The 24,614-nt window shown below is 34.5% G+C and carries 19 protein-coding genes; 8 read left to right on the forward strand and 11 right to left on the reverse strand.

From position 1 onward, the window contains the following. Positions 1 to 30: 30 nt before the first annotated feature. The 8 genes from AABL81_RS10045 to AABL81_RS10080 all read right to left on the reverse strand — a co-directional run bounded on the left by AABL81_RS10045 (position 31) and on the right by AABL81_RS10080 (position 7,737). On the reverse strand, positions 31 to 1,008 hold the full coding sequence (locus AABL81_RS10045) for an endonuclease I family protein (protein WP_341340952.1): 978 nt from the start codon (positions 1,006 to 1,008) through the stop codon (positions 31 to 33). Positions 1,009 to 1,117: 109 nt separating this feature from the next. Continuing rightward, positions 1,118 to 2,167 carry an endonuclease I family protein gene (locus tag AABL81_RS10050; protein WP_341340953.1) on the reverse strand — a complete coding sequence of 350 codons (1,050 nt, stop codon included), beginning with the start codon at positions 2,165 to 2,167 and terminating at the stop codon, positions 1,118 to 1,120. Between the two features lie 151 nt (positions 2,168 to 2,318). Further along, positions 2,319 to 3,275: an endonuclease I family protein gene (locus AABL81_RS10055; RefSeq protein WP_341340954.1), complete on the reverse strand. Its 957-nt coding sequence runs from the start codon at positions 3,273 to 3,275 to the stop codon at positions 2,319 to 2,321. Positions 3,276 to 3,384: 109 nt separating this feature from the next. After that, positions 3,385 to 4,968: an endonuclease I family protein gene (locus AABL81_RS10060; RefSeq protein WP_233269249.1), complete on the reverse strand. Its 1,584-nt coding sequence runs from the start codon at positions 4,966 to 4,968 to the stop codon at positions 3,385 to 3,387. A 49-nt stretch (positions 4,969 to 5,017) separates the two neighbouring features. Continuing rightward, positions 5,018 to 6,235 (reverse strand): RsmB/NOP family class I SAM-dependent RNA methyltransferase, encoded by a 1,218-nt coding sequence (locus AABL81_RS10065; protein ID WP_158210410.1) that lies wholly within the window; start codon positions 6,233 to 6,235, stop codon positions 5,018 to 5,020. A 78-nt stretch (positions 6,236 to 6,313) separates the two neighbouring features. Then, positions 6,314 to 6,745, reverse strand: coding sequence for a hypothetical protein (locus AABL81_RS10070; protein WP_158210411.1), 432 nt, complete (start codon positions 6,743 to 6,745; stop codon positions 6,314 to 6,316). Positions 6,746 to 6,749: 4 nt separating this feature from the next. Then, the gene (locus tag AABL81_RS10075; RefSeq protein ID WP_158210412.1) at positions 6,750 to 7,154 is read right to left on the reverse strand and encodes a hypothetical protein; all 405 of its coding nucleotides are present in this window, start codon (positions 7,152 to 7,154) and stop codon (positions 6,750 to 6,752) included. A 40-nt stretch (positions 7,155 to 7,194) separates the two neighbouring features. Further along, positions 7,195 to 7,737 (reverse strand): RNA polymerase sigma factor, encoded by a 543-nt coding sequence (locus AABL81_RS10080; RefSeq protein WP_341340955.1) that lies wholly within the window; start codon positions 7,735 to 7,737, stop codon positions 7,195 to 7,197. A gap of 101 nt (positions 7,738 to 7,838) precedes the next feature. Here AABL81_RS10080 and AABL81_RS10085 point away from each other — a divergent pair, with 101 nt between their 5' ends. After that, positions 7,839 to 8,498 (forward strand): HAD family hydrolase, encoded by a 660-nt coding sequence (locus tag AABL81_RS10085; RefSeq protein ID WP_158210414.1) that lies wholly within the window; start codon positions 7,839 to 7,841, stop codon positions 8,496 to 8,498. A gap of 79 nt (positions 8,499 to 8,577) precedes the next feature. After that, positions 8,578 to 9,093, forward strand: coding sequence for a DUF2892 domain-containing protein (locus tag AABL81_RS10090; RefSeq protein WP_158210415.1), 516 nt, complete (start codon positions 8,578 to 8,580; stop codon positions 9,091 to 9,093). A 974-nt stretch (positions 9,094 to 10,067) separates the two neighbouring features. Here the strand turns inward: AABL81_RS10090 and AABL81_RS10095 are convergent. Both AABL81_RS10095 and AABL81_RS10100 read right to left on the reverse strand, forming a co-directional pair. After that, positions 10,068 to 10,751, reverse strand: coding sequence for a hypothetical protein (locus tag AABL81_RS10095; RefSeq protein ID WP_341340956.1), 684 nt, complete (start codon positions 10,749 to 10,751; stop codon positions 10,068 to 10,070). A gap of 294 nt (positions 10,752 to 11,045) precedes the next feature. Continuing rightward, entirely contained in the window at positions 11,046 to 12,638 is a 1,593-nt protein-coding gene (locus AABL81_RS10100; RefSeq protein ID WP_158210417.1) for a peptide chain release factor 3, read from the reverse strand. Between the two features lie 407 nt (positions 12,639 to 13,045). Here AABL81_RS10100 and AABL81_RS10105 point away from each other — a divergent pair, with 407 nt between their 5' ends. The 3 genes from AABL81_RS10105 to AABL81_RS10115 all read left to right on the forward strand — a co-directional run bounded on the left by AABL81_RS10105 (position 13,046) and on the right by AABL81_RS10115 (position 18,628). After that, positions 13,046 to 13,915: a hypothetical protein gene (locus tag AABL81_RS10105; RefSeq protein ID WP_158210418.1), complete on the forward strand. Its 870-nt coding sequence runs from the start codon at positions 13,046 to 13,048 to the stop codon at positions 13,913 to 13,915. Continuing rightward, a complete protein-coding gene (locus AABL81_RS10110) occupies positions 13,902 to 15,275 on the forward strand; it encodes a peptidylprolyl isomerase (RefSeq protein ID WP_341340957.1) in 1,374 nt (457 codons plus the stop codon). The genes AABL81_RS10105 and AABL81_RS10110 overlap by 14 nt, the downstream gene beginning before the upstream one ends. A 590-nt stretch (positions 15,276 to 15,865) precedes the next feature. Further along, positions 15,866 to 18,628: a bifunctional aconitate hydratase 2/2-methylisocitrate dehydratase gene (locus tag AABL81_RS10115; RefSeq protein ID WP_341340958.1), complete on the forward strand. Its 2,763-nt coding sequence runs from the start codon at positions 15,866 to 15,868 to the stop codon at positions 18,626 to 18,628. 62 nt (positions 18,629 to 18,690) lie between these two features. Here the strand turns inward: AABL81_RS10115 and AABL81_RS10120 are convergent, their stop codons facing one another. Further along, complete coding sequence (locus AABL81_RS10120; protein ID WP_341340959.1) at positions 18,691 to 19,161, reverse strand: OsmC family protein; 471 nt, start codon at positions 19,159 to 19,161, stop codon at positions 18,691 to 18,693. 317 nt (positions 19,162 to 19,478) lie between these two features. Here AABL81_RS10120 and AABL81_RS10125 point away from each other — a divergent pair, with 317 nt between their 5' ends. The 3 genes from AABL81_RS10125 (at position 19,479) to AABL81_RS10135 (ending at position 23,938) form a co-directional block, all read left to right on the forward strand. Continuing rightward, a complete protein-coding gene (locus AABL81_RS10125; RefSeq protein WP_341340960.1) occupies positions 19,479 to 21,740 on the forward strand; it encodes an aconitate hydratase in 2,262 nt (753 codons plus the stop codon). Positions 21,741 to 21,935: 195 nt separating this feature from the next. Next, positions 21,936 to 23,252: a solute carrier family 23 protein gene (locus AABL81_RS10130; RefSeq protein ID WP_158210423.1), complete on the forward strand. Its 1,317-nt coding sequence runs from the start codon at positions 21,936 to 21,938 to the stop codon at positions 23,250 to 23,252. 119 nt (positions 23,253 to 23,371) lie between these two features. Next, positions 23,372 to 23,938, forward strand: a complete 567-nt coding sequence (locus AABL81_RS10135; protein ID WP_158210424.1) for a TlpA family protein disulfide reductase — start codon at positions 23,372 to 23,374, stop codon at positions 23,936 to 23,938. The last annotated feature ends 676 nt before the right edge of the window (positions 23,939 to 24,614 follow it).

A 24,614-nucleotide genomic window follows, 5' to 3' on the forward strand; every position in this document is an offset into this window, starting at 1 on the left:
CTACTATATTGTAAATAATTGGCAGTTAGTTTATTGCCATTTGTTTTCTGCTTGTGGTCCTCCCCAAATAGCAGTGGCTAAATAAGGATTATCTATAAACGGATTCCTATTTCCTTGTGCGTGTCGCTTAGTTGGGTTACCGTGGTATTCATTTCTTCTTTTTTCAATATCAGATACCGGATCTTCTGCATTCCACTGTAAGAATAGCTTTAGCATTTTTTCATTTCCACCTTGCGTATTGTTTTCAAAAGCACCCGTACCCACTAAATTAGGAGCACATTGTTTGCCGTATCTAACATACATATACATAACCATACGCGCTACATCACCTTTCCACTCATCACCAGGATACCAAGCTGGTTCACGTCCAACGTTTACCACTCCTGCATTTCCACTACCTTGCGTAAAACGTTTATTTCCGCGTTCTTCATTCCACTCCCCATTAATGGCTCTAAGGTTATGAGCATCCACACCCGCAATTAGTCCTTCTGGCGTAAAAGCATAATCATCTTCTCTTGTTACTAATTTAGGTTTGGCTAACGATTTAGCAAAGATGTGTTCTCTTTCCCATTTCTTATCTCGATCAGCATTTACATTTCTGTTGTTCTGATCATATTTGCTCATAGAAGGGCGGTGCTTAGGAAGTTTAGCATCAGTTGCAGGCCAACTATACATTAGTATTAAGTTGTTTTTATTAGCCGGATCAGCATCAGTTACTTTACACGCTTCCCAAATATCCGGAGTATATTGCAACTGCTTATGTGTTTTTACTAATAAATCGTGTAAGTCATTTTTTAAGCTTTCTCCTGTTTTACTCAAGTCGATATTACTGTAATATTCCTTTTCATATTTATCTGCAATAACAAGATTAGCCTTGTGGTTTGTGTCCACAATCGGATTAAAACCTTGGTTTGCTTCTATGATAGGAGTAGGGGCTTCTGCATTCTTTTTACAACTTGTAAATGCTACAAAAAAGGTAGCAATAGCTACAAACGTATATTTATTCATTCTATGGGATGTGATTATTATTTTAAGAAGTGTAAAGATACAAATTACTCCAAACAAGAAGAGCATCTGAAGTAATCAGATGCTCTTTAGTATTATGGATTGGAAAAGATTATTTCCATTTATTAACTCCTGGATATTGTTTCATACCCCAAATGCGGTTAGCCAACTCAGGGTTGTCAATAAATGGGTTTCTATTCCCTTGCGCTCCTGGATTAGATTTATTACCGTGGTATGTATTTCTTTTTTGTTCAAAAGGAGATACAGGATCTTCTGCATTCCATTTTAAGAACAAGTCAATCATCTCATCAGATAAGATACCTGTTTTATCATTTAAAGGCATTCCAACTTTAGTTGCTTTTGTATAGCCACCACCGTTTTCATTTTCATATCTGATATGCATATACATCATCATACGCGCTACATCACCTTTCCATTCATCACCAGGGTACCAATAATTTCCAATAGCATGTGAATTACCTTTTGCGTCAACAAATTTTTTATTTCCTCTTGAGCTATTACGAGATCTATTGATAGGTCTTAGGTTATGGGCATCGTGTCCTGCAATTTCTTCAATTTTTTTAGGTAGTTCACCATTATAACCATTTGTAGCTAATGTTTCTTGATTTTTATTTTTATCAACAGCTAATGATTTAGCAAATACGTGTTCTCTTTCCCATAATTCAGTTACAGGTTTTTTAGAAGACTTGTTGTTTTTATCAATTTTAGGAACAGAACGCTTTTCGTGTATTTGTTTGGCATCTTTATCTGCCCATCCGTAAATCTGAATTACGTTGTCAGGATTATCAGGATCCTCATCTGTAATCTCTGATGCGTCCCATATACCTGGAGTATAAGAAATAGGGGTATGAGTTTTGGTAATTAACTTAGCTAATTGTTTTTTTAACGCCATTCCTTCTTGCGTAAAGTCCATTCCTTTATAATAGTCTTTATATTCAGCAGGAATAAGGTAATCACCCATATTTGGTGTAACAGGTACTTCTGGTTCCTCAGGCTTACCCGGTTCACCTGGTTCATTAGGATTAGGTTTAGTTGGTTTTTCAACAGGAGTTAAATCTGGTTCTGTTACAATTGGATCTTTCGTACAACTGAAAGTAATTAATGAAAGTCCAAGTAAAAAGAGTAATGATCTTTTCTTCATATTAGAGTGATTTAATATTATATAATTTGTTAAAGTGTGTTCTTGTAAATGTTTGATTCGTGTCAATTTCTGCTAAGGTACAGCTTAAATTAAGATAAAAAAAAGAGCTACTTAGTAAAGTAGCTCTTATGTATATGAAAAGTAATTTTATTTATTTCCAACGGTTATCTGCTTCCGGACCTCCCCAAATTTGAGTAGCCAAATACGGATTGTCAATAAATGGGTTTCTATTTCCTTGTCCAGCCGGATTATTAGCATTACCAAGATATTCGTTTCTTGTTTTTTCTCTTTCAGAAACAGGCACTTCAGCATTCCATTTCAAGAATAGGTCAATCATACCATCTGGAGTACTGGTTGTAGAACCCACTCCAATTTTAGAAGGTAAACATTGCTCTCCATAACGAACATACATATACATCATCATACGCGCTACATCACCTTTCCATTCATCGCCAGGATACCATCCACCAGTAACAGGACCTGAATAACCATTACCTGGTGCAAATTTTAGATTATCCCTTTTTCCATTCCAATTTGTATCTGCAGGTCTAATGTTATGTGCATCAGTTCCAGCACCAGGAGGATTGGTGTTAAAACCACCTGCATCTTGTGTATAAACGTGTTCTCTATTCCAAGTGTCATTACCGCTTCCACCTGATGCTTGTTTGCTTATAGCTCTTGTATAAGCTTGCATTTCGGCAGAGCTTCCTTTTTCCTTATGACCATAAACTAAATATACTTCAGTGGGGTTTCCTGATGTAACAGGAACGTAATCTGTAGCCTTAACAGCATCCCATACTTGTTTATATGTTATTGTTTTAGTGTGTGTTTTTGTAACCTTATCAGTTAAGTCAGCTTTAAGAGCAGTTCCTTTTTTTGTAAAGTCCACACCTGCGTAGTAAGCCTTTTGTGCTTCAGGTATATTTGAAAAATCACCTGGCTTTACAGGATCAGTTGTTCCTGGATCAGTTGGATCAGTAGTGGGTGGAGTAGGTTTAGATGGTTTTTCAACCGGTGTTAAATCTGGCTCCGTTATAATTGGGTCTTTGGTACAAGCATTTAATGCCAATAAGGAAACCCCTAATAAGAGGAATAATTTATTTTTCATATAATTTTATTTTATAACATTGACTATTAATTAGATAGTAATAAAGTTACGACAAAAAAAAACTACTCCAAAGTAGAGTAGTTTTAAATTATATGAAAATTGATATTGTCTATTTCCAAAGATTTTTAGCTTCCGGACCTCCCCAAATTTGAGTAGCTAAGTACGGATTGTCAATAAATGGGTTTCTATTCCCTTGCGCATACTGGTTAGAAGTATTTGCGTGGTATTTATTTCTGTTTCTTTCAATTTCTGATACTGGATCAGCTGCATTCCATTCTAATAAGATAGCAACCATATTATTATCCTCTTTAGTAGTAGAACCAACGGCAACTCCTGTAGGTAAACATCTGTTGTTGTATCTAACATACATATACATCATCATACGTGCTACATCACCTCTCCATTCATCACCAGGATACCATCCACCAGATACAGGACCAGAAAATCCTGAACCTTTTGCAAATTTCAAGTTTCCTCTTGCTGCATTCCATTGTACATCTGCTGGACGTAAGTGGTGTCCATCAGCACCTGGACCAGATTCACCTAAATTAGGCGTACCTAACGATTTAGCATACGTATGCTCTCTATTCCATTGTCCTTGACCACCTCCATTAGATTGCTTACCTCTTGTGTATGCTTTTGTACCAGTAGTAGTCCCTTTATGTCCATACAATAAATACACTTCATTTCCAGCAGGTGTCAAATCAGTTGCTTTAGCTGCATCCCAAACATTACCATAAGACAACGTTTTAGTATGTGTATCACTCACAAGCTTACTTAACTCTTCTTTTAGTGCTATTCCTGTTTTCTTGAAATCAACTCCCTTATAGTAATTAGCTTGATCACTTGGAATATTAAATTCACCTGGTTTACTTGGTGTAGTAGGTTGTTCTGGCTCTGTAGGTTCAGTTGGTGTTGTCGGTTGGTTATTGTCAAAAACAATACTATCAATCAATAAATTGTAGTTTCCGTTTTTACCAACTTTAAAAGCAAACACAGATCCTTTACCACTTTTGTTGTAATCAACACCAGTTAAATCTAAAGTAACTTTAATCCAATTTGTAGCATTAATATTAACCCCTACATAGTTGTTAGCAAATGCTGTATTACTATCATTCATTGTGATAGCAGTTTTCTTTAAAACGATATCCTTAGATAAAATAATATCTGTTTTACTATTGATCTCTGCATCCGTTCTTAAATTGAAAACATTATAAGAACCATCCGCTTTATACACATTAAAAGAAAGCGATTGATTAGCTGTTCCTTTAAGGAAGAAAGTGATTGTTTTAGCATTTGCGTTTACAGTCTGGTTTTCAGTTGTAAATACATATTCATTTTTAGTAGTAGCTCCTTTAATGCTTAAAGCGTTTTTACCATCTTTACCTTGACCAGCAGCTAAAGTTGCATAAGGCTGAAGTTTAAATGTATTAAGCGAATTTTTAAAGCTTTCAAAATCGTTGAAATCAGCTACCGTATTTGGTTTGTTGGCATCAACACCAGCATCGCCAGTTGGTTTTGAAGGATCTGTTGGTTTACCACCATTATCTCCTGGTTTATCTCCTCCTGGTTTTGTCGGTTTAGGTTTTTCTACTTTCGTATTAGTAGGCTCTGTAATAATAGGATCTTTTGTACATCCTAAAACAGACAGCATAAAACCTGCAATTAAAACAAGTAATGTGTTTTTTTTCATTAGGTAAGTGTAGTGTATTATGTTTTGTAAGTTTTTCTATGAAAAAAGATTACTTGTTTTTTCTTTCCAATAAAGCCATATAGAATCCGTCAAATCCAGACTCGTGCGACAATACTTTTCTATCTTCGATGAAAGTAAAGTCTTGACCAGCTTCACTGTTTAAGAATTTCTCAATTTGCTTTTCGTTTTCAGAAGGCAAGATTGAACAAGTAGCGTAAACCATTTTACCACCTGGTTTTAATATTTTAGAATAATCCTGTAATACTTGTTGTTGAACAGCTTTAATTTCTTCAACAAATTCAGGTCTTAATTTCCACTTGCTATCAGGGTTTCTCTTTAAAACACCTAAACCACTACAAGGAGCATCAATTAAAACACGGTCTGCTTTTTCGTGTAATTTTTTAATTGTTTTTGTTCCCTCAATGATGCGGTATTCAATGTTGAATGCCCCATTACGTTTAGCACGTAATTTCAATTGTTTTTGTTTGCTTTCGTAGATATCCATAGCAATAATCTGCCCTTTGTTTTCCATCAAAGCAGCAATGTGTAATGTTTTACCACCAGCACCAGCACAAGTATCAACAACTCTCATACCTGGTTTCACGTCAAGTAAACGTGCCACAAGTTGAGAAGAAGCATCTTGTACTTCAAACAATCCTTCTTTAAAAGCGTCTGTCATAAAAACATTAGCTCTTTCTTTTAAAACTAAAGCATCTGGGTATTCCTCAGGCATAATAGTTTCAATATCTAAGTCAAACAAAATAGCGTGTAACTTCTCACGTGTCGTTTTTAACGTATTCACACGTAAAATAACGCTTGCTTGTTGATTTTGAGCAGTGATTTCTTTCTCCCAAACTTCTTTTCCAAGTTCTTGTAATCCAAGTTCGTCAATCCAATCAGGAATAGATTCTTTGAATTTTCTTGTTTTTGTAAGTTCGTCAAATCTACCTTTGATTCTACGAACAGGAGTGTTTTCAAAATATTTCCAATCTGGAAGTGTATAACCTCTTAAAACAGCCCATACAGCAAAAATACGCCAAGCGTCATCTCTGGTATATGGTTCTTTTACTTCTGCAATTTCAGCATATAATCTTTTCCATCTCGTGATTTCATAAATAGTTTCAGCAACGAATTTACGATCCGCGCTTCCCCAACGTTTGTCCTTTTTTAAGGCTCTCGCCACCATTTTATCGGCATACTCTCCGTCGTTGAAAATTGCTAAAATAGAGTCGATTACTGTAAATACAAGGTTTCTGTGTAGTCTCATTAATATAATATAATAAAATAGCCTACAAATATACGTCTTTGTAGGCTATATGTTTAACTATAGATTGTTATTTTCTCTTTATTTCTTCTCTTTGTATTTTTTTAAGAGCTTTTTGTTAAAATCATCTTCCGCTTTCTTTAAAATCAAGATTTTTTTATCTCCAATTATCTTTTTAGCATCTTCGATAAACTTTTTACGGGTAGAGAAATACGAGTTTTCAAACTCTACTAACTCTTTCAAACGCTTAGAAGCATCGCTTTCACTGATTTGATTCAGATCTTCAACAGTACTTCTTTTAATGTATTTAACAATGTCATTATGTCTTAACTCACCCATCTTTTTATCGTAAGCTGTATAAACAGGCCAAAACTTTTCAGCCTCATTATCACTTAAGTTTAATTGTGTTGTAAGGTGTGCTATTTTTAGCGATCTAATTTGTTCGTGTTTATCTTGTGCAAATGAAGAATGACAAACGAAAAGGATAAGTAAGAAAGGAATTATTTTTTTCATATTATTATTCATTTAAGTAATACTCAATGTCAATATGTGATAGTACATAGTGATCAATTTGAGTTTGGTTAATGTTTATTGAGTTTTCAATTTCTTGAATATCGTCTTCATCTAAAGCATTGATGATGTCGTTAGAAAGGGAATACGATTGGTTGTATTCTAAGTAATTTTCTAAAGACTCCGTTTCAATCTTAGTTGATTTTTCAAATTTAAAAGTTAATGTCAAAGCAAGCAATGCCACTACGGATGCAGCAGCTACCCATAGGAATCTATTGCGTTTTAGAGGAATTACTTTTGGCTCTGTAGGCGCATTTTCCAACTGATCAAAAACACGTTGTTCTAAATTCTTAAAGTAGTCCTCTGGCACTTTAAAAACTTTTTTGGCATCTGTATTTTGTAACTGTTTCATATTACTCCTTTATCCTTAGACGATATAAATGTCTAAAGGTTTAATTGCTATTAATAAATTTTTCTATTTTCTTGACTGCGTGGTGATAAGATGCTTTTAAAGCTCCGACACTGGTATCTACAATTTCTGATATTGTTTGATAGTCGAGCTCTTCAAAATACTTCAACTTAAACACTAATTGTTGTTTTTCAGGTAAGGTGGCTATTGCTTTCTGCAAGAGTATTTCAGCTTCATCTCCGTCAAACAAACTATCTGCTTCTAATTGGTCTATTAGATATTCGTTTAGCTCTTCTGAATTAACCTTCATTTTATTCTTGCGTTGTTTCAAAAAGTCCAATGCCTGATTTGTCGCAATGCGATACATCCAAGAAAATAGTTTACTGTCGCCTTTAAACTTATCTATATTTTGAAATATTTTGATGAATGTTTCTTGCAGTACATCATCTGTATCGTCGTGGTTTAGGACTAACGTACGAATATGCAAATACAGTCGCTCTTGATAGAGAGACATCAACTCGCGAAAAGCTTCGTGTTTGGTAACGCTATTTTTTAGTCTTTCAACTAATTCGTTTTCGTCAGTCAATTTGTATTGCTTTGGTTAGTGTAGTTCGTTTTTTGGTAAGAGGTAAAAATATGTATTAATATCGGTTTATTTCGCGAAAGCTGTTATTTTTGTGGGAAAAAATGGTAAAGACAGTAATCTTTGATATGGATGGTGTTATTGTGGACACAGAACCGGTACACCGTTATGCATACCACAGTCACTTTGCAGAATTGGGAATTGAAATTTCTGAACACGTTTACAATTCTTTTACAGGACACTCAACTAAGAATACGTATGAGCGCATTAAAGAGTTATATGGAGTAGAGGGAGACGTACAGGAAATGGTGCTTCGCAAGCGCGCTTTGTTTAACGATGCTTTTGACACAAAACCTGATTTGGAGCTAATTGATGGGGTAAGAGATTTGATTGAAGGGCTTTATCACCAAGGTGTAGAGTTGGTTGTGGGGTCATCTGCTTCTAAAAGTACGATAGACCGCGTATTTAAACGCTTTAACCTATATCCTTATTTTACACATATCGTAAGTGGAGAAGACTTGCCTAAGTCTAAACCTGATCCAGCTATTTTCTTAAAAGCGGCTTCGTTGGCTAAACACAATGCGAAAGACGAATGTATTGTGATTGAGGATAGTACAAACGGAATTAAAGCAGCGAATGCAGCGGGTATTCGAGTGATCGGATATAAGAGTGCTAATTCAAAGCAACAAGATTATACGGGAGCAAATTATATAGTGCGCGATTTTACAGAGATAAACGCAGATTATATTCTTAATTTGGATTAGTTATTTGCTTCGGTTTATTTTTATAATGCTAAGTTTTTACTAACTTTGCTTTCTTTATAACAAACGTTAATTTACATAGATGTTTCATAGATATATTAAATTAGGTATAGCTGGGCTATTGTTTGCAACAGCGATTTGGCAATTTGTAGAAGGAGGAATCGGAAACGGAATTTTCTTATTGTTTTTAATGGCAATCGTAATATTGCTTTACTACAAAAATGAGTTTATTCTTTTAGCTTTCTTAAAATTGAGAAAACAAGACTTTGATGGAGCTCAAAAATGGTTGAATAAAATTAAGAATCCTGAAACAGCTTTAGTTCGCAAACAGAATGGTTACTATAACTATTTAATGGGAATTATGACATCTCAAACTAACTTAAATGCTTCTGAAAAATATATGAAGAAAGCAGTAGAGTTAGGATTGAATATGGATCAAGATTTAGCAATGGCTAAATTACAGTTGGCAGGTATTGCAATGACTAAACGCAGAAAGCTTGAAGCTCAAAAATTATTGGGTGAAGCTCAAAAATTAGACAAGCAAGGAATGCTAAAAGATCAAATCAAAATGATGAAAGAACAAATGAAGAGATTCTAATTGAATCACTCATTTTAAGATATAGAAAGCCGTACATTTTATGTGCGGCTTTTTTTTATGCCTATACCTGCTTGTTGTAATTAATAACAATAGTAAGTAGCGGTGCTATGTGAATAAACTAAAAACAAGGGATAGGCTTACTTTGACTTTTGTGTTCTCGCCTTTATAATAACAAACTACTTATAGTCTACCGCTTAATTATAGTTGTTTAGTGTACAAATGCTGTTTTGGGTATCACAGTAAACACGAGGCTTACGCGAGTTTTATTTATACTATGTTCGAGACAAGTTCGACACAACGCCCACATTCGCTCGGAAACAGGGGGTGTTTTCCGAACATCTCTCGAATTTGTGTGGTGTCAGTCTCGAATAAGTTACGACTATAATTCAAGCAGTAGTTAAGTTATAACAAACGGATATTTATGTTTTATTAGGATATCAAAGAACTTAGCAAGCTTGTATTGGGTTGATAAGCAAAACAAATGTCTGTTATATCTAATGCAAAAGTAGGAATAGCTGAAACATAGAAATTAGCAAAGCGGTTATTTTGACATCATTTGCTATCATCTGCTATCAAATGACATCATATGCACTATAAACTCCGTCCCACTTTTTCACATAATTATCTTTAATCCCTTATGAATAAAGGGATTGAGATGGTTTTAAATGACATTTAGTCGCAAATAAGCCGTAAATAAGTCGTAATTACCTCACCTAAAGGCCTTTTTCGCGAACTAATTACGACTTAATTCCGAGGTAATTACGACTTAATGCCGTTTTAGATAGTTATGAATACTGTTTAAGTCCAGTGTTTGTAAGGATTTGAAGCAATTTTGATTGAAAAGTGTAAACAAAAAAAAACGCTTGAGTATTATACTCAAGCGTTTTGTTGTTTTATAAAAAATGTATTATTTAATCTCTTCAGCTATAAATATTCATTTTACTGAAGGGGATTTTGAATGTGGTAACGAATGACTAACGCATAGGAATAGCATTAAAAGCGACTGTTTCGTCTGCTGCTGTTATATACTTTAAGATGAGTTTCTTAAAGGTTTCAAGAATATAGATTTCTTGTACTGTAAAGTTATAATTGCTGTCTTTTATTTCTGATATATACTTTTTTAGAAATTCTTTTCTATGTGCTTCTTTCAGAGAATCGAAAATGAAAGTTAACTGTGAATTATTTTCGTCAAGTGCTTCAATTTCAATACTCCATTGCAGTAGTCCGTTTTTGTAAAAGCTATCGTCGAGGTATGGTTTTATAGGATGATTGGACATTTCAGCTTTTAAGTCAGCTTGCGTCAGGATTAATATATCTGCCGAATTTCTTTTCTCTTGAATGGCTTCATTATATTTTTTTCTATTGGTAACAATTTGGGCAGCTTCGTATTGTTTGTATTCAGATAAGTGTATGGTCATACCTCGTTCTTTTTGAACAATTGAATCTACAGTCGTTTTTTTTAAAGCGGGAATTAATGGATAATTAGAATGATTAGCATCGTTAAAGTATTCAAAGTAGATTTTCAAATTATCAAGCGATATAGGAATCTTTTTAACCTGATTGTTATTACTTACTTTTTGTCCGTAAATAAGAATTGGAAATACTAATAGTAAAAATAAGAGTGGAGTTTTGATGTTTTTAATCATAATAAATTTCATTTCACGTGTTTTAAATATTAAAATACAGTGTTGCTTGTAGTAGAGCCTACATTGTATTTTAGATAACTGAATAGCTTGTAATAGACTGGCAAGGTAGTTATTAAAAACTATTATTGGTACTTCGTTTTTAAGAGAAATAGTAATACTTCAGAATAGCTTGCTCTTTTACGAGAATTGAAAAGTAACGTGTTGTTGTGTTTGCTATTTTAAGAGGAAAGAAAAATATGGAAATTATAAACAAAAAAAACGCTTGAGCATTATACCCAAGCGTTTTGTTGTTTTATAAAAAACGTATTATTTAATTTCTTCAGATGTAAATCTTAATTTTACTGAAGGGAATTTACTTTGTGTCATTTGAATAGAGAATTCACTATCCGCTAAGAATACCAACTGCCCTGATTTATCAATTGCAAGGTATTTTTGTTTGATACGTTTGAACTCTTTAAACTCCTCGTTCTTCGGATCGTCAGGACGTACCCAACAAGCTTTGTGAGCAGGGAAGTTTTCATACGTACATTTAGCACCATATTCGTGTTCTAAACGGTATTGGATAACCTCATATTGTAACGCACCAACCGTACCAATTACTTTACGGCCGTTCATTTCAAGTGTAAACAACTGTGCAACCCCTTCATCCATTAACTGGTCGATACCTTTTTCTAATTGCTTAGATTTCATCGGATCAGCATTGTTGATGTAACGGAAGTGCTCAGGAGAGAAGTTAGGAATTCCTTTGAAACTCATTAATTCACCTTCTGTCAGTGTATCTCCAATTTTGAAGTTACCTGTATCGTGTAAACCAACAATATCTCCAGCATAAGAAATATCAACAATTTCTTTCTTCTCTGCAAAGAATGCATTTGGACTTGAGAACTTCAATTTCTTACCTTGTCTTACGTGTAAGTAAGGTGTATTACGTTCAAAAGTACCAGAAACGATTTTGATAAACGCTAAACGGTCACGGTGTTTAGGGTCCATATTCGCGTGAATTTTAAATACAAATCCAGCAAATGTTTTCTCTGTTGGCTCTACGATTCTTGTGTCAGATTCTTTTGCTCTTGGAGATGGTGCAATGTGAATAAAACAATCCAATAATTCACGTACCCCAAAGTTGTTTAAAGCAGAACCGAAGAATACAGGTTGTAATTCTCCTCTTACATATTCCTCTCTGTCAAAAGCAGGGTATATACCTTCAATGATTTCTAATTCTTCACGTAGTGTACCAGCAGCTTTAGCTCCAACTATTTTATCTAATTCAGGAGATTCTAAGTCAGAAATACTAATTGTTTCATCAATGTTTTTTCTACTATCCTCACTGAATAAGTTGATATTTTTTTCCCAGATATTATAGATACCTTTAAAGTCGTATCCCATTCCAATTGGGAAACTCAAAGGAGTAACTCTTAATTGTAGTTTTTGCTCAACTTCATCCATTAATTCGAATGCATCACGACCTTCACGGTCTAATTTGTTGATGAATACAATCATTGGAATATTACGCATTCTACAAACTTCAACTAATTTTTCTGTTTGTTCCTCAACCCCTTTCGCAACGTCGATTACTACGATAACACTATCTACAGCAGTTAGCGTTCTAAACGTATCTTCAGCGAAGTCTTTGTGTCCAGGTGTATCTAAAATATTGATTTTTTTGTCTTTATAATTGAACGCAAGTACAGATGTAGCAACAGAGATACCACGTTGACGCTCAATTTCCATAAAATCGGAAGTAGCTCCTTTTTTAATTTTGTTGTTTTTTACAGCCCCAGCTTCTTGAATAGCTCCACCAAAAAGAAGTAACTTTTCTGTAAGTGTAGTTTTACCAGCATCCGGGTGAGCAATAACACCAAATGTACGTCTACGATCAATTTCTTTTAAAAAACTCATTATTAAAAATTTTAGGCTACAAAAGTACTTATTATTTGTATAAAAAAAAGCTGTTTTTTGCGTTATAGCTGTGTCTTGACTTGCTAAGTAGGTTATTTTATGCTTATTTTTAAAGCTTACTTTAGTTATTTGGGTACAATTGCGTTGAATTCATCCCTTTTTTTAGAGTAATAACGTTGTGGAAAAAAGGAATAGAATCTTTTTAAAACAGTAAGGCAATTAAAATGCCAATATAGAGTTAACATATAGTTCTGCTTTGTAAGAGTAGTTGTATTATTGTGTTACAGTAGTTCTAATTTATACACCATTTGTTGTAAATAGGTGATTAATAAAAGAAAGATTGCTAAGAACTAACTTTAAATAAGTATTTTTGAAAATTAGTTTGATAAAAGTCAAAATGTATTGGTATGAAAAACCGTAATATTCTAAGCTATTGTTTGATTTTACTGGCGAGTTGTACAGTTTTGACTTCTTGTGGAAACAATGGGGATGCAGGTGATAAGAAGAATGCTGTAGCAAGGGTAAACAACAATTACTTACAAAGAGATGAACTAAATAGTATTGTTCCGTTAGGGGCAACACAAAAAGATAGTTTGGGAATTGTAACTCGATTTATAGATAAGTGGGCAAGTAAGCGACTGTTATTAGATGCGGCTGAGTTTAACTTATCAGATGATAAAGTAGAGGAAATAGATAAATTGGTCGCTCAATTTAAAAGTGATTTGCTGATTAAAGCGTATTTGGAAAAGTTAGTGCAACAGCAAATTGATACCGTAGTTAAAGAAAAAGATTTGGAAGCGTACTATAGTAAGTATAAGCAGAATTTCTTGATTGATGATATGCTGGTAAAGTTGTCTTACGTTAATGTAATGAATGACAACAGCAATTTTAAGACTATTAAAAAGTACTTTACATCGTCTAAAAAAGAGGATTTAACGAAGTTAGAAGATATGTCATTACATATGAAATCTTATGCTTTGAATGATTCAATTTGGGTAGATGTAAAACAGATTTATGAGAAATTACCGTTTATAGAGCGAGGAAATAGGGATAGTTATTTAAAAAACAACTATTTTTTTGAGGAAGAAGGAGAAAATAGTACTTATTTTGTGAAAGTGAAATCAGTTATAGGTAGAGGAAAAGTGATACCGTATGACTTTATGAAAAAATCATTGCGATTGATGGTAATAAACGATCGTAAAATGGAGTTATTAAAACAATTTGAAGAAGATATTTTAAAGGATGCTAAAAACAATAAGAGATATGAAGTTTTTTAATAAGAAGATGATAATGGCTTTAGGGCTGTCGTTGTCTTTTGTAGGTTTCGCACAAGCGCAGACTAAGCCAGGAAGAAAGATTGATGGTGTAGTAGGAGTAGTAGGAGAGTACGTTATTTTGGAGTCTGAAATTGACAAAACGTTGATTGAGTTAAAAGCACAACGTATTCCTGTTGGAGATTTGTCGAGATGTGACTTGTTCGAAAAATTATTAGAGGACAAACTTTTTGCGCACCAAGCAGTACAAGACAGTTTAGAGGTTACTGATGCTGAGATTACGAGTTTTATGACTGACCAAGTAAACCGAATGGTTGAAGAGGTAGGTTCAATGGATAAGATATTGAAGTTTTACAACAAAAAGACTGAAGAGGAATTCCGCGAGTACTTTTTTGATATTGTAAAGCAAAACAAATTGACACAAAATATGCAACAGCACATTGTGTCTAAGGTTACGATTACTCCTGAAGAGGTACGTTCGTTCTTTAACGAGATTCCAAAAGATGAATTACCAATGGTAGGTGATGAGGTTGAATTGGCTGAGATTGTTATTAAACCAGTTATTTCAAAAGAGCAAAAACAATTGGTGATTGACCGTTTGAAAGAAATGAAAAAAGATGTTCTTGAAAATGGGGCAAGCTTTTTTAGTAAGGCTGTATTGTTTACAGATGACCCTGGTTCTGCACCAAATGGAGGATTCTACTCTATTACAAAGAAAACACCTTTCGTAAAAGAGTTTAAAGATGTTGCTTTCAGTACGGCAGAGGGAGATATTTCTGAGCCATTTGAAACAGAGTATGGATATCACATTATTCAGGTTGAAAAAATTAGAGGACAATATGTGGACTTACGCCATATTTTGTTAATTCCTAAACCAACGGATGAGGCAGTAGCTGAAGCTAAGAAGAAATTAGAGGGAATTAGAGAGAAAATTATCAATAAGGAAATCACTTTTGCAGAGGCAGCAGCAGCTTCATCTGACGAAAAAGAGACAAGACAAAATGGGGGAATTATGAAAGATCCAATGACAATGGACCCTCGTTTTGAATTGAATAATATGGATGATAGAGAGTTGTATTTCTTAGTTTCTGGACTAAAAGAAGGGGAAGTTTCTCCAATTGCTACAAAAACAGATATGCAAACAAGAGGGAAGAATTTCCGTATTGTAACTGTAAATAAGAAGTTTCCAGAGCACAAAATTGACTTTGTAGAAGATTATACTAAGGTTAAGAATATGGCTTTGAACAAAAAACAAGCTGAAGAAGTAGAAAAATGGGTATCTATTAAGACAAAAGATGCTTATATCAATATTCAGGGTGATTTTCGCGATTGTAAATTTCGCAATAATTGGCTGAAAAAATAAGAAAATAATAATCACAGAGATTGAAAACGACATTTTGACAATAGGTTGAAATGTCGTTTTTTTATTAATTAAAGAGTTTATTTTCTAAAATGATATTTTAAGCATTAAAAAACAATCAATTTGAGTAAAGTAGGTTTTATTCTTTAAAATTATTAGCTTATTATCATTACAATAGAATGTTTATAAATAATCTTATTTGTATTTGTAGGAAACATTAAAAACTTTTGAAAATTAATTAGTTTGCGTAAATTTGTGATGACAAAAAATTAAATACAAGTTAGACTTTTTTAAGGATAAGGTGTTTGGTTTCTAATTACTTGAATAGGGTAGTGTGCTATGGTCTATTTACACTAAAAATAAGTGTAAGACGATAGCGTTTTATTCATTTACTATTAATATGGAATTTTAAAGGTGATTGTATTAATAATCACAAAGTGGAATTTATTTAAAAGTGAAGTAATCTAAAGGGAGCAAGGGCTTGTGCTTTGTGAGAGCATAGCGAGTATTAAAACTAAAAACAAAATAACATTAATAGGTTGATAGAAATGTCAAAATTACTTTGTCAACCTTAGATTTAATAGATATTAATTATGAGCCTTTATAAGGATTACTTAAACGAAATTGAAGAAAGAAAAGGGTTAGGACTTAGCCCGAAACCAATTGATGGTGCTGAACTATTAAGTGAAATTATTGAACAAGTTAAAGATGCTGCTAATGAATATCACGCAGAGTCTTTAAAACTTTTTGTTTATAATGTTTTACCTGGTACTACAAGTGCTGCTGGTGTTAAAGCAAAATTTTTAAAAGAGATTATCTTAGGTACTGCTGTAGTAAGTGAAATTACTCCTGCTTATGCTTTCGAATTATTATCTCATATGAAAGGTGGACCTTCTATTGAAGTTCTTCTTGATTTAGCTTTAGGTAATGATGTTGCAACTGCTGAGGAAGCTGCAAAAGTACTTAAAACTCAAGTTTTCTTATACGACGCAGATACTGATCGTTTAAAAGAAGCTTTCTTAAAAGGAAACGTAATCGCTAAGGATATTTTAGAGAGCTATGCAAAAGCTGAGTTCTTTACAGAATTACCAGCTGTAGCTGAGAAAATTGAAGTAGTTACATTTATCGCTGGAGAAGGTGATATCTCTACTGACTTATTATCTCCAGGTAACCAAGCTCACTCTCGTTCTGACCGTGAATTACACGGACAGTGTATGATTACTCCTGAAGCACAAAAAGAAATTAAAGCGTTACAAGAATTACACCCAGGAAAAAGTGTAATGTTAATCGCTGAAAAAGGTACAATGGGAGTTGGATCTTCAAGAATGTCTGGAGTAAACAACGTTGCTCTTTGGACAGGAAAACAAGCGAGTCCTTATGTACCGTTTGTAAATATTGCTCCAATTGTTGGGGGTACTAATGGTATTTCTCCTATTTTCTTAACTACTGTTGATGTAACTGGTGGTATTGGTCTTGACCTTAAAAACTGGGTTAAAAAGACTGACGCTAACGGAGAAGTAGTTCGTAACGAAAAAGGAGAGCCAGTATTAGAAGAAGTTTACTCTGTAGCTACAGGTACTGTTCTTACAATTGATACAAAAGCGAAAAAACTTTATAATGGAGACCAAGAGTTAATTGATATTGCAAAAGCTCTTACACCTCAAAAATTAGAGTTTATCAAAGCTGGTGGTTCTTACGCTATCGTATTTGGTAAAAAAATCCAAACTTTTGCTGCTAAAACATTAGGAGTTGATGCTCCTGTGGTTTTTGCTCCGTCAAAAGAAATTTCTATCGAAGGTCAAGGGCTTACTGCTGTTGAAAAAATCTTCAATAGAAATGCAGTTGGAGTAACAGAAGGAAAAGTATTACACGCTGGTTCTGACGTTCGTGTTGAGGTTAATATCGTTGGATCTCAAGATACAACTGGATTAATGACTTCTCAAGAGTTAGAAGCAATGGCTGCTACAGTTATTTCTCCTATCGTTGATGGTGCATACCAATCAGGATGTCACACTGCATCAGTTTGGGATAAAAAAGCGCAAGCGAATATCCCTAAATTAATGAAATTTATGAATGACTTCGGATTGATCACAGCACGTGATCCTAAAGGAGAATATCATTCAATGACTGACGTTATTCACAAAGTATTAAACGACATTACTATTGACGATTGGGCTATCATTATTGGTGGTGACTCTCACACAAGAATGTCTAAAGGTGTTGCTTTTGGAGCGGATTCAGGTACAGTAGCTCTTGCTTTAGCTACAGGAGAGGCGTCTATGCCAATTCCAGAATCTGTAAAAGTTACATTTAAAGGAGAAATGAAATCTCATATGGATTTCCGTGATGTGGTTCACGCTACTCAATCTCAAATGTTGAAACAATTTGGTGGTGAAAACGTATTCCAAGGTAGAATTATCGAGGTTCATATTGGTACTCTTTTGGCTGACCAAGCGTTTACATTTACTGACTGGACTGCTGAGATGAAAGCGAAAGCGTCTATCTGTATTTCTCAAGATGACACGTTAATCGAGTCTTTAGAGATTGCTAAAAACCGTATCCAAATCATGATTGATAAAGGTATGGATAACAAAAACCACGTATTACAAGGTTTAATTAATAAAGGGAATAAGAGAATCGAAGAGATTAAATCTGGTGATAAACCAGCTTTAGCTCCAGATGCTAATGCTAAATATTATGCTGAGGTAGTGGTTGATTTAGACATCATCGAGCAACCAATGATTGCTGACCCAGATGTTAACAATGACGATATTTCTAAACGTTATACACACGATACTATTAGAGAGCTTTCTTTCTACGGTGGAGATAAAAAAGTAGATTTAGGATTCGTAGGATCTTGTATGGTTCACAAAGATGACTTAAAAATTGTTTCTCAAATGCTTAAAAACATTGAAAAACAAAATGGTGAAGTTAAATTTAACGCACCTTTAGTTGTTGCTGCACCTACTTACAACATTATTGACGAGTTAAAAGCTGAAGGAGATTGGGAATATTTACAAAAATACTCTGGTTTCGAATTTAGCGACCTTTTACCTAAAAACAATGCTCGTACAGAATATGAAAATATTATGTATTTAGAGCGTCCTGGTTGTAACTTATGTATGGGTAACCAAGAGAAAGCTGCAAAAGGAGATACAGTAATGGCTACTTCAACTCGTTTGTTCCAAGGACGTGTAGTTGAAGATTCAGAACGCAAAAAAGGAGAGTCTTTATTGGCATCAACTCCAGTTGTAGTTCTTTCAGCTATTTTAGGTAGAATTCCAACAATTGAAGAGTATAAAGCTTCAGTAGAAGGAATCAACTTAACAAAATTTGCTCCTATTTCAACTAAGTAATAGAAAGTAATAAATATATAAAGCGAGGTAGTCTATACAGATTACCTCGCTTTTTTTATGGTTTATTCTTCGTTAAAGCATTGTGCGTGATGTTCTATTTCAAAATTACAGGAATTAGCAATAAAGCAGAGTTTGTTGGCTTGAATATGCAGTTGTAATGCTAACGCTTTTTGCGATTCATTTTTGATGCGTACTATCGGATTTAAAACTACTTTGGTTATACGCCCGCTGCCATCAGCATTTAGTACCAGTGTCGCTTCTGAATTATCTTCATAAGAAAGCACCTCTATGTTGTGTTGCTGGCATACGTATAAATACGACATCATATGGCACGATGTAAGGGCAGTCAGCAATAAATCTTCTGGATTTAGCAATGTAGGATCCCCTTTAAAGGCTTTAGCTGCTGAAATCGATAGAATATCTTTTCCTTCTATTTTTATAGTATGGCTTTTGGCATACACCTTTTCGTTTGACTCTTTTAGTTTGTCGGTAGCAATCCAATTTAGTGTTGCTTTAAAAAGATGTTTGTACATAGTGGTTGTTTTAAATAAGAGGATGAATTCACAAATAGTATTTGCTACTTATGTGTTTTGGTTGGTTAGTTTAGATAAGGAGTGTGTAATAGTCACCCTTGTTAACTTTAGTTTTATTCAAATTTAAACAAAATAGTCAACTAATTGCCTTTTGCAATACCCTCCTTAAACTTTGCGTTAAAGTATTCTTTGCAAACTTAATTTGTTTAAGTAGAATCGTTTTAAATTGAAGGTGTTAGCATTTTTTTAAAATATTAGTATGGAAATAATTAGTAATTTGGGAAGACGTAATTAATGTAGAATCAAATAAAATTAATATGGCTTTTGATATTGAAATGATTAAAAAAGTGTACGATAAAATGCCAGACAGAGTTGAAAAAGCTCGTCAATTGGTAGGTCGTCCATTAACACTTTCTGAGAAAATTTTATATACGCATTTATGGGAAGGACAACCTTCACAAGCGTTTGAAAGAGGAAAAGATTATGTTGACTTTGCTCCAGATAGAGTAGCTTGTCAAGATGCAACTGCACAGATGGCTTTATTGCAATTTATGCACGCTGGAAAAGAGAAAGTAGCTGTACCGACAACAGTGCATTGTGACCACTTAATTCAAGCAAAAGTTGGCGCTGCAACAGATTTAAAAGTTGCTGAAACGCAATCTTCAGAAGTATTTAATTTCTTATCATCGGTATCAAATAAATACGGAATCGGTTTCTGGAAACCAGGAGCTGGTATTATTCACCAAATTGTTTTAGAGAATTATGCTTTCCCAGGAGGTATGATGATTGGTACTGACTCACACACAGTAAATGCTGGTGGTTTAGGTATGTTAGCAATTGGTGTTGGTGGAGCTGATGCTGTTGACGTAATGTCTGGTATGGCTTGGGAGTTGAAATTCCCTAAATTAATCGGTGTTAAGTTAACGGGTAAATTAAACGGATGGACTGCACCTAAAGATGTTATCTTGAAAGTAGCTGATATTCTTACTGTAAAAGGAGGAACAGGAGCTATTGTTGAGTATTTCGGTGAAGGAGCTACTTCTATGTCTTGTACTGGTAAAGGTACAATCTGTAATATGGGAGCTGAAATCGGAGCTACAACTTCTACTTTCGGATATGATGATTCAATGAGAAGATATTTAGCTGCAACAGGTCGTCAAGATGTAGTTGATGCTGCTGATAAGGTAGCAGAACACTTAACTGCGGATGCTGAAGTGTATGCTAATCCATCACAATACTTTGATGAGTTAATCGAAATTAACTTGTCTGAATTAGAACCACACATCAACGGACCATTTACTCCGGATAGAGGTACTCCAGTTTCTAAAATGAAAGAGGAGGCTGATAAAAACGGATGGCCTTTAAAAGTGGAATGGGGATTAATCGGATCTTGTACAAACTCTTCTTATGAGGATATGTCAAGAGCGGCTTCTATTGTTGAGCAAGCTGTTAAACACGGTATTACTCCAAAAGCTGAATTTGGTATTAACCCAGGTTCTGAGCAAATTCGCTTTACTATTGAAAGAGATGGTATCATTGATACTTTTGAGAAAATGGGAACTAAAGTGTTTACTAACGCTTGTGGACCTTGTATCGGACAATGGGATCGTGAGGGAGCTGATAAAGGGGAGAAGAACACAATTGTTCACTCGTTCAACCGTAACTTCTCGAAACGTGCGGATGGTAACCCAAATACACACGCTTTCGTAACGTCTCCAGAAATGGTGGCTGCTTTAGCAATTGCAGGTGATTTGAGTTTTAACCCTATCACAGATACGTTAATCAATGACAACGGTGAAGAGGTGAAATTACTTCCTCCAACAGGTGATGAGTTGCCAAAAAGAGGATTTGATGTAGATGATCCAGGTTATCAAGCACCAGCAGAAGATGGTTCAAGCGTTAAAGTTGAAGTATCTGCTGATTCTAAACGTCTTCAATTGTTAGAGCCATTTACTCCTTGGGATGGTAAAAATATTACAGGAGCTAAATTGTTGATTAAGGCTTTTGGTAAATGTACTACTGACCACATTTCTATGGCTGGTCCTTGGTTGCGTTTCCGTGGTCACTTAGACAACATTTCTGACAATATGTTAATTGGTGCTGAAAATGCGTTTAACCATTTGACAAACAATGTTAAGAATGAATTAACTGGAGAGTATGGTCCTGTACCTGCTGTTCAAAGAGCATACAAAGCGGCTGGTATTCCTACTATTGTAGTGGGTGACCAAAACTACGGAGAAGGATCTTCTCGTGAGCACGCAGCTATGGAGCCTCGCCATTTAGGAGTTAGAGCGGTATTAGTAAAATCATTTGCTCGTATTCACGAAACTAACTTGAAAAAACAAGGTATGTTAGCATTAACTTTTGCTAATGAAGCAGATTATGATAAAATCCAAGAAGACGATACAATCAACTTCTTAGACTTAACTGATTTTGCTCCTGGTAAATCGTTACATATTGAGTTCGTACACGCTGACGGATCTAAAGATGTAATTGAGGCTAACCATACGTATAATGCAAGTCAAATCGAATGGTTTAAAGCTGGTTCTGCATTAAATTTAATTGCTGCTGGTAAATAGTCATTTGACAAATACATAAGAATATAAGAAGAGATCATCTATAACAGATGGTCTCTTTTTTTTGTCTTAATGGAATTATTGTGCCTTGGTTTATGTATTTTTCTTTATAATATGTCTTTGTTTTTTCTATAAGACCAAAAGTGAATCATTTAAAAAGTTTAATTTTACGCAGTTTTAACAAAATGATAAAGAAGTATGGCTAAAGAAGAAAAGGCTATTGTATTGGCCGTTGATGAAAAACCAAAATTAGGTCAGTGGATACTATTGAGTATTCAACATTTATTTGCCATGTTTGGGGCTACCGTTTTGGTTCCTGCATTAACAGGTATGAATCCTGCAATTGCCTTAATATCAAGTGGAATTGGTACTTTGGTTTTTATTTTTATTACAAAAGGAAAAGTGCCTTCTTATTTAGGTTCGTCATTCGCTTTTATTAACCCTATTATCGCTATGAAAGCATTGGAGGCTGATCCTAATTCAGGTATGCCTGTTGGTAGCTTTTTAGTGGGGAGTTTCCTTGTTGGTGTTGTGTATTCGTTAGTGTCGTTAATCATAGCAAAAGCAGGTACGAATTGGTTGATGAAACTATTACCTCCAATTGTAGTAGGTCCTGTTATTATGGTTATCGGTCTTGGTTTAGCAAGTACAGCAGTGGGAATGGTTACTAATAATCCGGCTGGAGAGTATGATTTGAATTATGTGTTGATTGGATTAGTAACGCTTTCAATTACGATTATTACGGCTATTTTTACAAGAGGATTTTTAAGTGTTATTCCCGTATTAGTAGGAATAATCGGAGGATATACTTTTGCTTCTATAATGGGAGTTGTACATTTTGAAGCTGTAGCAAATGCTAAGTGGATTGCAGTTCCAGAGTTTATGATGCCTTTTATTGATTATGAACCATCTGTTTCTTGGTATGTAATTCTGTTGATGTTACCAGTGGCAATTGTGCCTATTGCAGAGCATATTGGACACCAATTGGTATTGAGTAAAGTAATCGGAAAAGATTTAATCAAAGAACCAGGGTTAGATAGATCTATGTTAGGAGATGGTGTAGCGACAATGTTGGCATCTTTGATTGGTGGACCACCCAATACGACTTATGGAGAAAATATCGGTGTATTAGCCATCACAAGAGCTTTTAGTATTTATATTTTTATCGGGGCAGCGTGTTTTGCTATTCTATTTGGATTCTGTGGAAAGGTAGCAGCCTTGTTAAGTACTATTCCGTCACCAGTAATGGGGGGAGTATCTATTTTGTTATTCGGTATTATTGCGTCAAGTGGGTTGCGTATGTTGGTAGAGAATAATGTAGATTTCAAGGTTAAGAGAAACTTGATTATTTCGTCTGTTATTTTAATTATCGGAATTGGAGGAGCAGCTATTCATATTGGAGATTTGTTTTCATTAGAAGGAATGGCATTAGCGTCTATCATCGGTATTGTTTTGAACTTAGTTTTACCAGGAAGGGAAGAAGTTAAGTTTGATGAGATGTTTAAGGATTCTTAAAAAGTGTTAAAATTATTATTATATATAATTATTGTTGGTTATACCGCTTGTTTTGTTCTATTTTTAATATTTAGAAGCTTTAGTACTATATTTGTATAAGTTTATTTTAAGCGATTACTATGAAAGAGAAGAAAAAGGGGAAAGGTTGGATATCTAATATTCTATTTATAATATTTATTGGGGTAGTGTTTTTTACGCCACTTGGAACAAGTTTTAAAGTATGGGTAAATCGCCTTGTTGCTATGAGTCCGTCTTTAGAGAAGCAAGAGGATGTGAAGAAGGTGAGTTTTGAAGACTGGATAGTTGTTGATGAAGAGGGTAAACCTTTTGATTTTACTACTGTAGAAGGTAAAGTTGTTATTATCAACTTTTGGGCTACGTGGTGTCCTCCTTGTATTGCTGAGAAACCGAGTTTTCAAGAGCTTTACAACGATTATAAGGATAAGGTAGTATTTATGTTTGTAACGAATGATCCAGTGGATAAGGTGAAAGCGTTTAAAGAAAAGAATGAATATACTTTACCTGTGTATTATGAAAAGAATAGTGCGCCAACAGAATTATATTCTACATCACTTCCGTCATCGTATGTGATTGACAAAAAAGGGAATATAGTAGTTAAGAAATTTAGAGCAGCCGATTGGAATAGCTCTAAGTTTAGAGTTACGTTAGACGAATTGCTGAAATAGCATTTTATATAGAAAAGAAAAAAACCTCTGAGCGTATTGCTTTCAGAGGTTTTTTTGTTTTTAGGGGGAACTGAGGTTTCGAAAACGGGGAACCGGTATTTGTGAAATGTGATGCGTAAAACGTGAAACGTCTTTATAGATATGTATTATGCATACTTTCGATATGTTTTATAGGGGTAAATATCCGTTCAGTATATCGGTAACCGAGAACGGGAACCGGTATTTGTGAAACGTAAAACGTCATTGTAATTATCGGTTTATTTTATCGGTACAGACGCGATACTTCGCGTCTCCACATTGTATATATGCACCACGATATTGCGTTGAATTGCGGTATGCGTAGGGGTAAACCTATGTGTTTACCCCATATTAATTATTGATAATTAATCATGTATATAAATATCATGTAAGTTGTTTATAAATAAACAAAAGGGGGCGAACACACGGGTTCGCCCGTACGAGCGCGAGATGTGATAATCCAGTGAACATAAATGATGTATCGGTAATCGAAAACCGAAAATGGGGAACTGGTATTTGTGAAACGTGATGCGTAAAACGTGAAATTGAAAACGGGGTACCGAAAATATGATGTGTAATTGATGCGTATAAATTATAAACAAAAAAAAGCCCGTTGTAACAATTACAACGGGCTTTATTATATTATAAAAGACTATCT

The sequence above is a fragment of the Myroides sp. C1519 genome (genome assembly GCF_038039755.1).
GTDB classification, from domain to species: Bacteria; Bacteroidota; Bacteroidia; order Flavobacteriales; family Flavobacteriaceae; genus Flavobacterium; species Flavobacterium phaeum_A.

Coding starts and splice junctions, on each gene's coding strand:
- AABL81_RS10075 (WP_158210412.1), bottom strand. CDS start 7,154: ATGAAACAGTTACAAAATACAGATGCCAAAAAAGTTTTTAAAGTGCCA.
- AABL81_RS10090 (WP_158210415.1), top strand. CDS start 8,578: ATGTTTCATAGATATATTAAATTAGGTATAGCTGGGCTATTGTTTGCA.
- AABL81_RS10070 (WP_158210411.1), bottom strand. CDS start 6,745: ATGAAAAAAATAATTCCTTTCTTACTTATCCTTTTCGTTTGTCATTCT.
- AABL81_RS10115 (WP_341340958.1), top strand. CDS start 15,866: ATGAGCCTTTATAAGGATTACTTAAACGAAATTGAAGAAAGAAAAGGG.
- AABL81_RS10110 (WP_341340957.1), top strand. CDS start 13,902: ATGAAGTTTTTTAATAAGAAGATGATAATGGCTTTAGGGCTGTCGTTG.
- AABL81_RS10050 (WP_341340953.1), bottom strand. CDS start 2,167: ATGAAGAAAAGATCATTACTCTTTTTACTTGGACTTTCATTAATTACT.
- AABL81_RS10125 (WP_341340960.1), top strand. CDS start 19,479: ATGGCTTTTGATATTGAAATGATTAAAAAAGTGTACGATAAAATGCCA.
- AABL81_RS10060 (WP_233269249.1), bottom strand. CDS start 4,968: ATGAAAAAAAACACATTACTTGTTTTAATTGCAGGTTTTATGCTGTCT.
- AABL81_RS10130 (WP_158210423.1), top strand. CDS start 21,936: ATGGCTAAAGAAGAAAAGGCTATTGTATTGGCCGTTGATGAAAAACCA.
- AABL81_RS10045 (WP_341340952.1), bottom strand. CDS start 1,008: ATGAATAAATATACGTTTGTAGCTATTGCTACCTTTTTTGTAGCATTT.
- AABL81_RS10100 (WP_158210417.1), bottom strand. CDS start 12,638: ATGAGTTTTTTAAAAGAAATTGATCGTAGACGTACATTTGGTGTTATT.
- AABL81_RS10135 (WP_158210424.1), top strand. CDS start 23,372: ATGAAAGAGAAGAAAAAGGGGAAAGGTTGGATATCTAATATTCTATTT.
- AABL81_RS10055 (WP_341340954.1), bottom strand. CDS start 3,275: ATGAAAAATAAATTATTCCTCTTATTAGGGGTTTCCTTATTGGCATTA.
- AABL81_RS10120 (WP_341340959.1), bottom strand. CDS start 19,161: ATGTACAAACATCTTTTTAAAGCAACACTAAATTGGATTGCTACCGAC.
- AABL81_RS10065 (WP_158210410.1), bottom strand. CDS start 6,235: ATGAGACTACACAGAAACCTTGTATTTACAGTAATCGACTCTATTTTA.
- AABL81_RS10105 (WP_158210418.1), top strand. CDS start 13,046: ATGAAAAACCGTAATATTCTAAGCTATTGTTTGATTTTACTGGCGAGT.
- AABL81_RS10085 (WP_158210414.1), top strand. CDS start 7,839: ATGGTAAAGACAGTAATCTTTGATATGGATGGTGTTATTGTGGACACA.
- AABL81_RS10095 (WP_341340956.1), bottom strand. CDS start 10,751: ATGAAATTTATTATGATTAAAAACATCAAAACTCCACTCTTATTTTTA.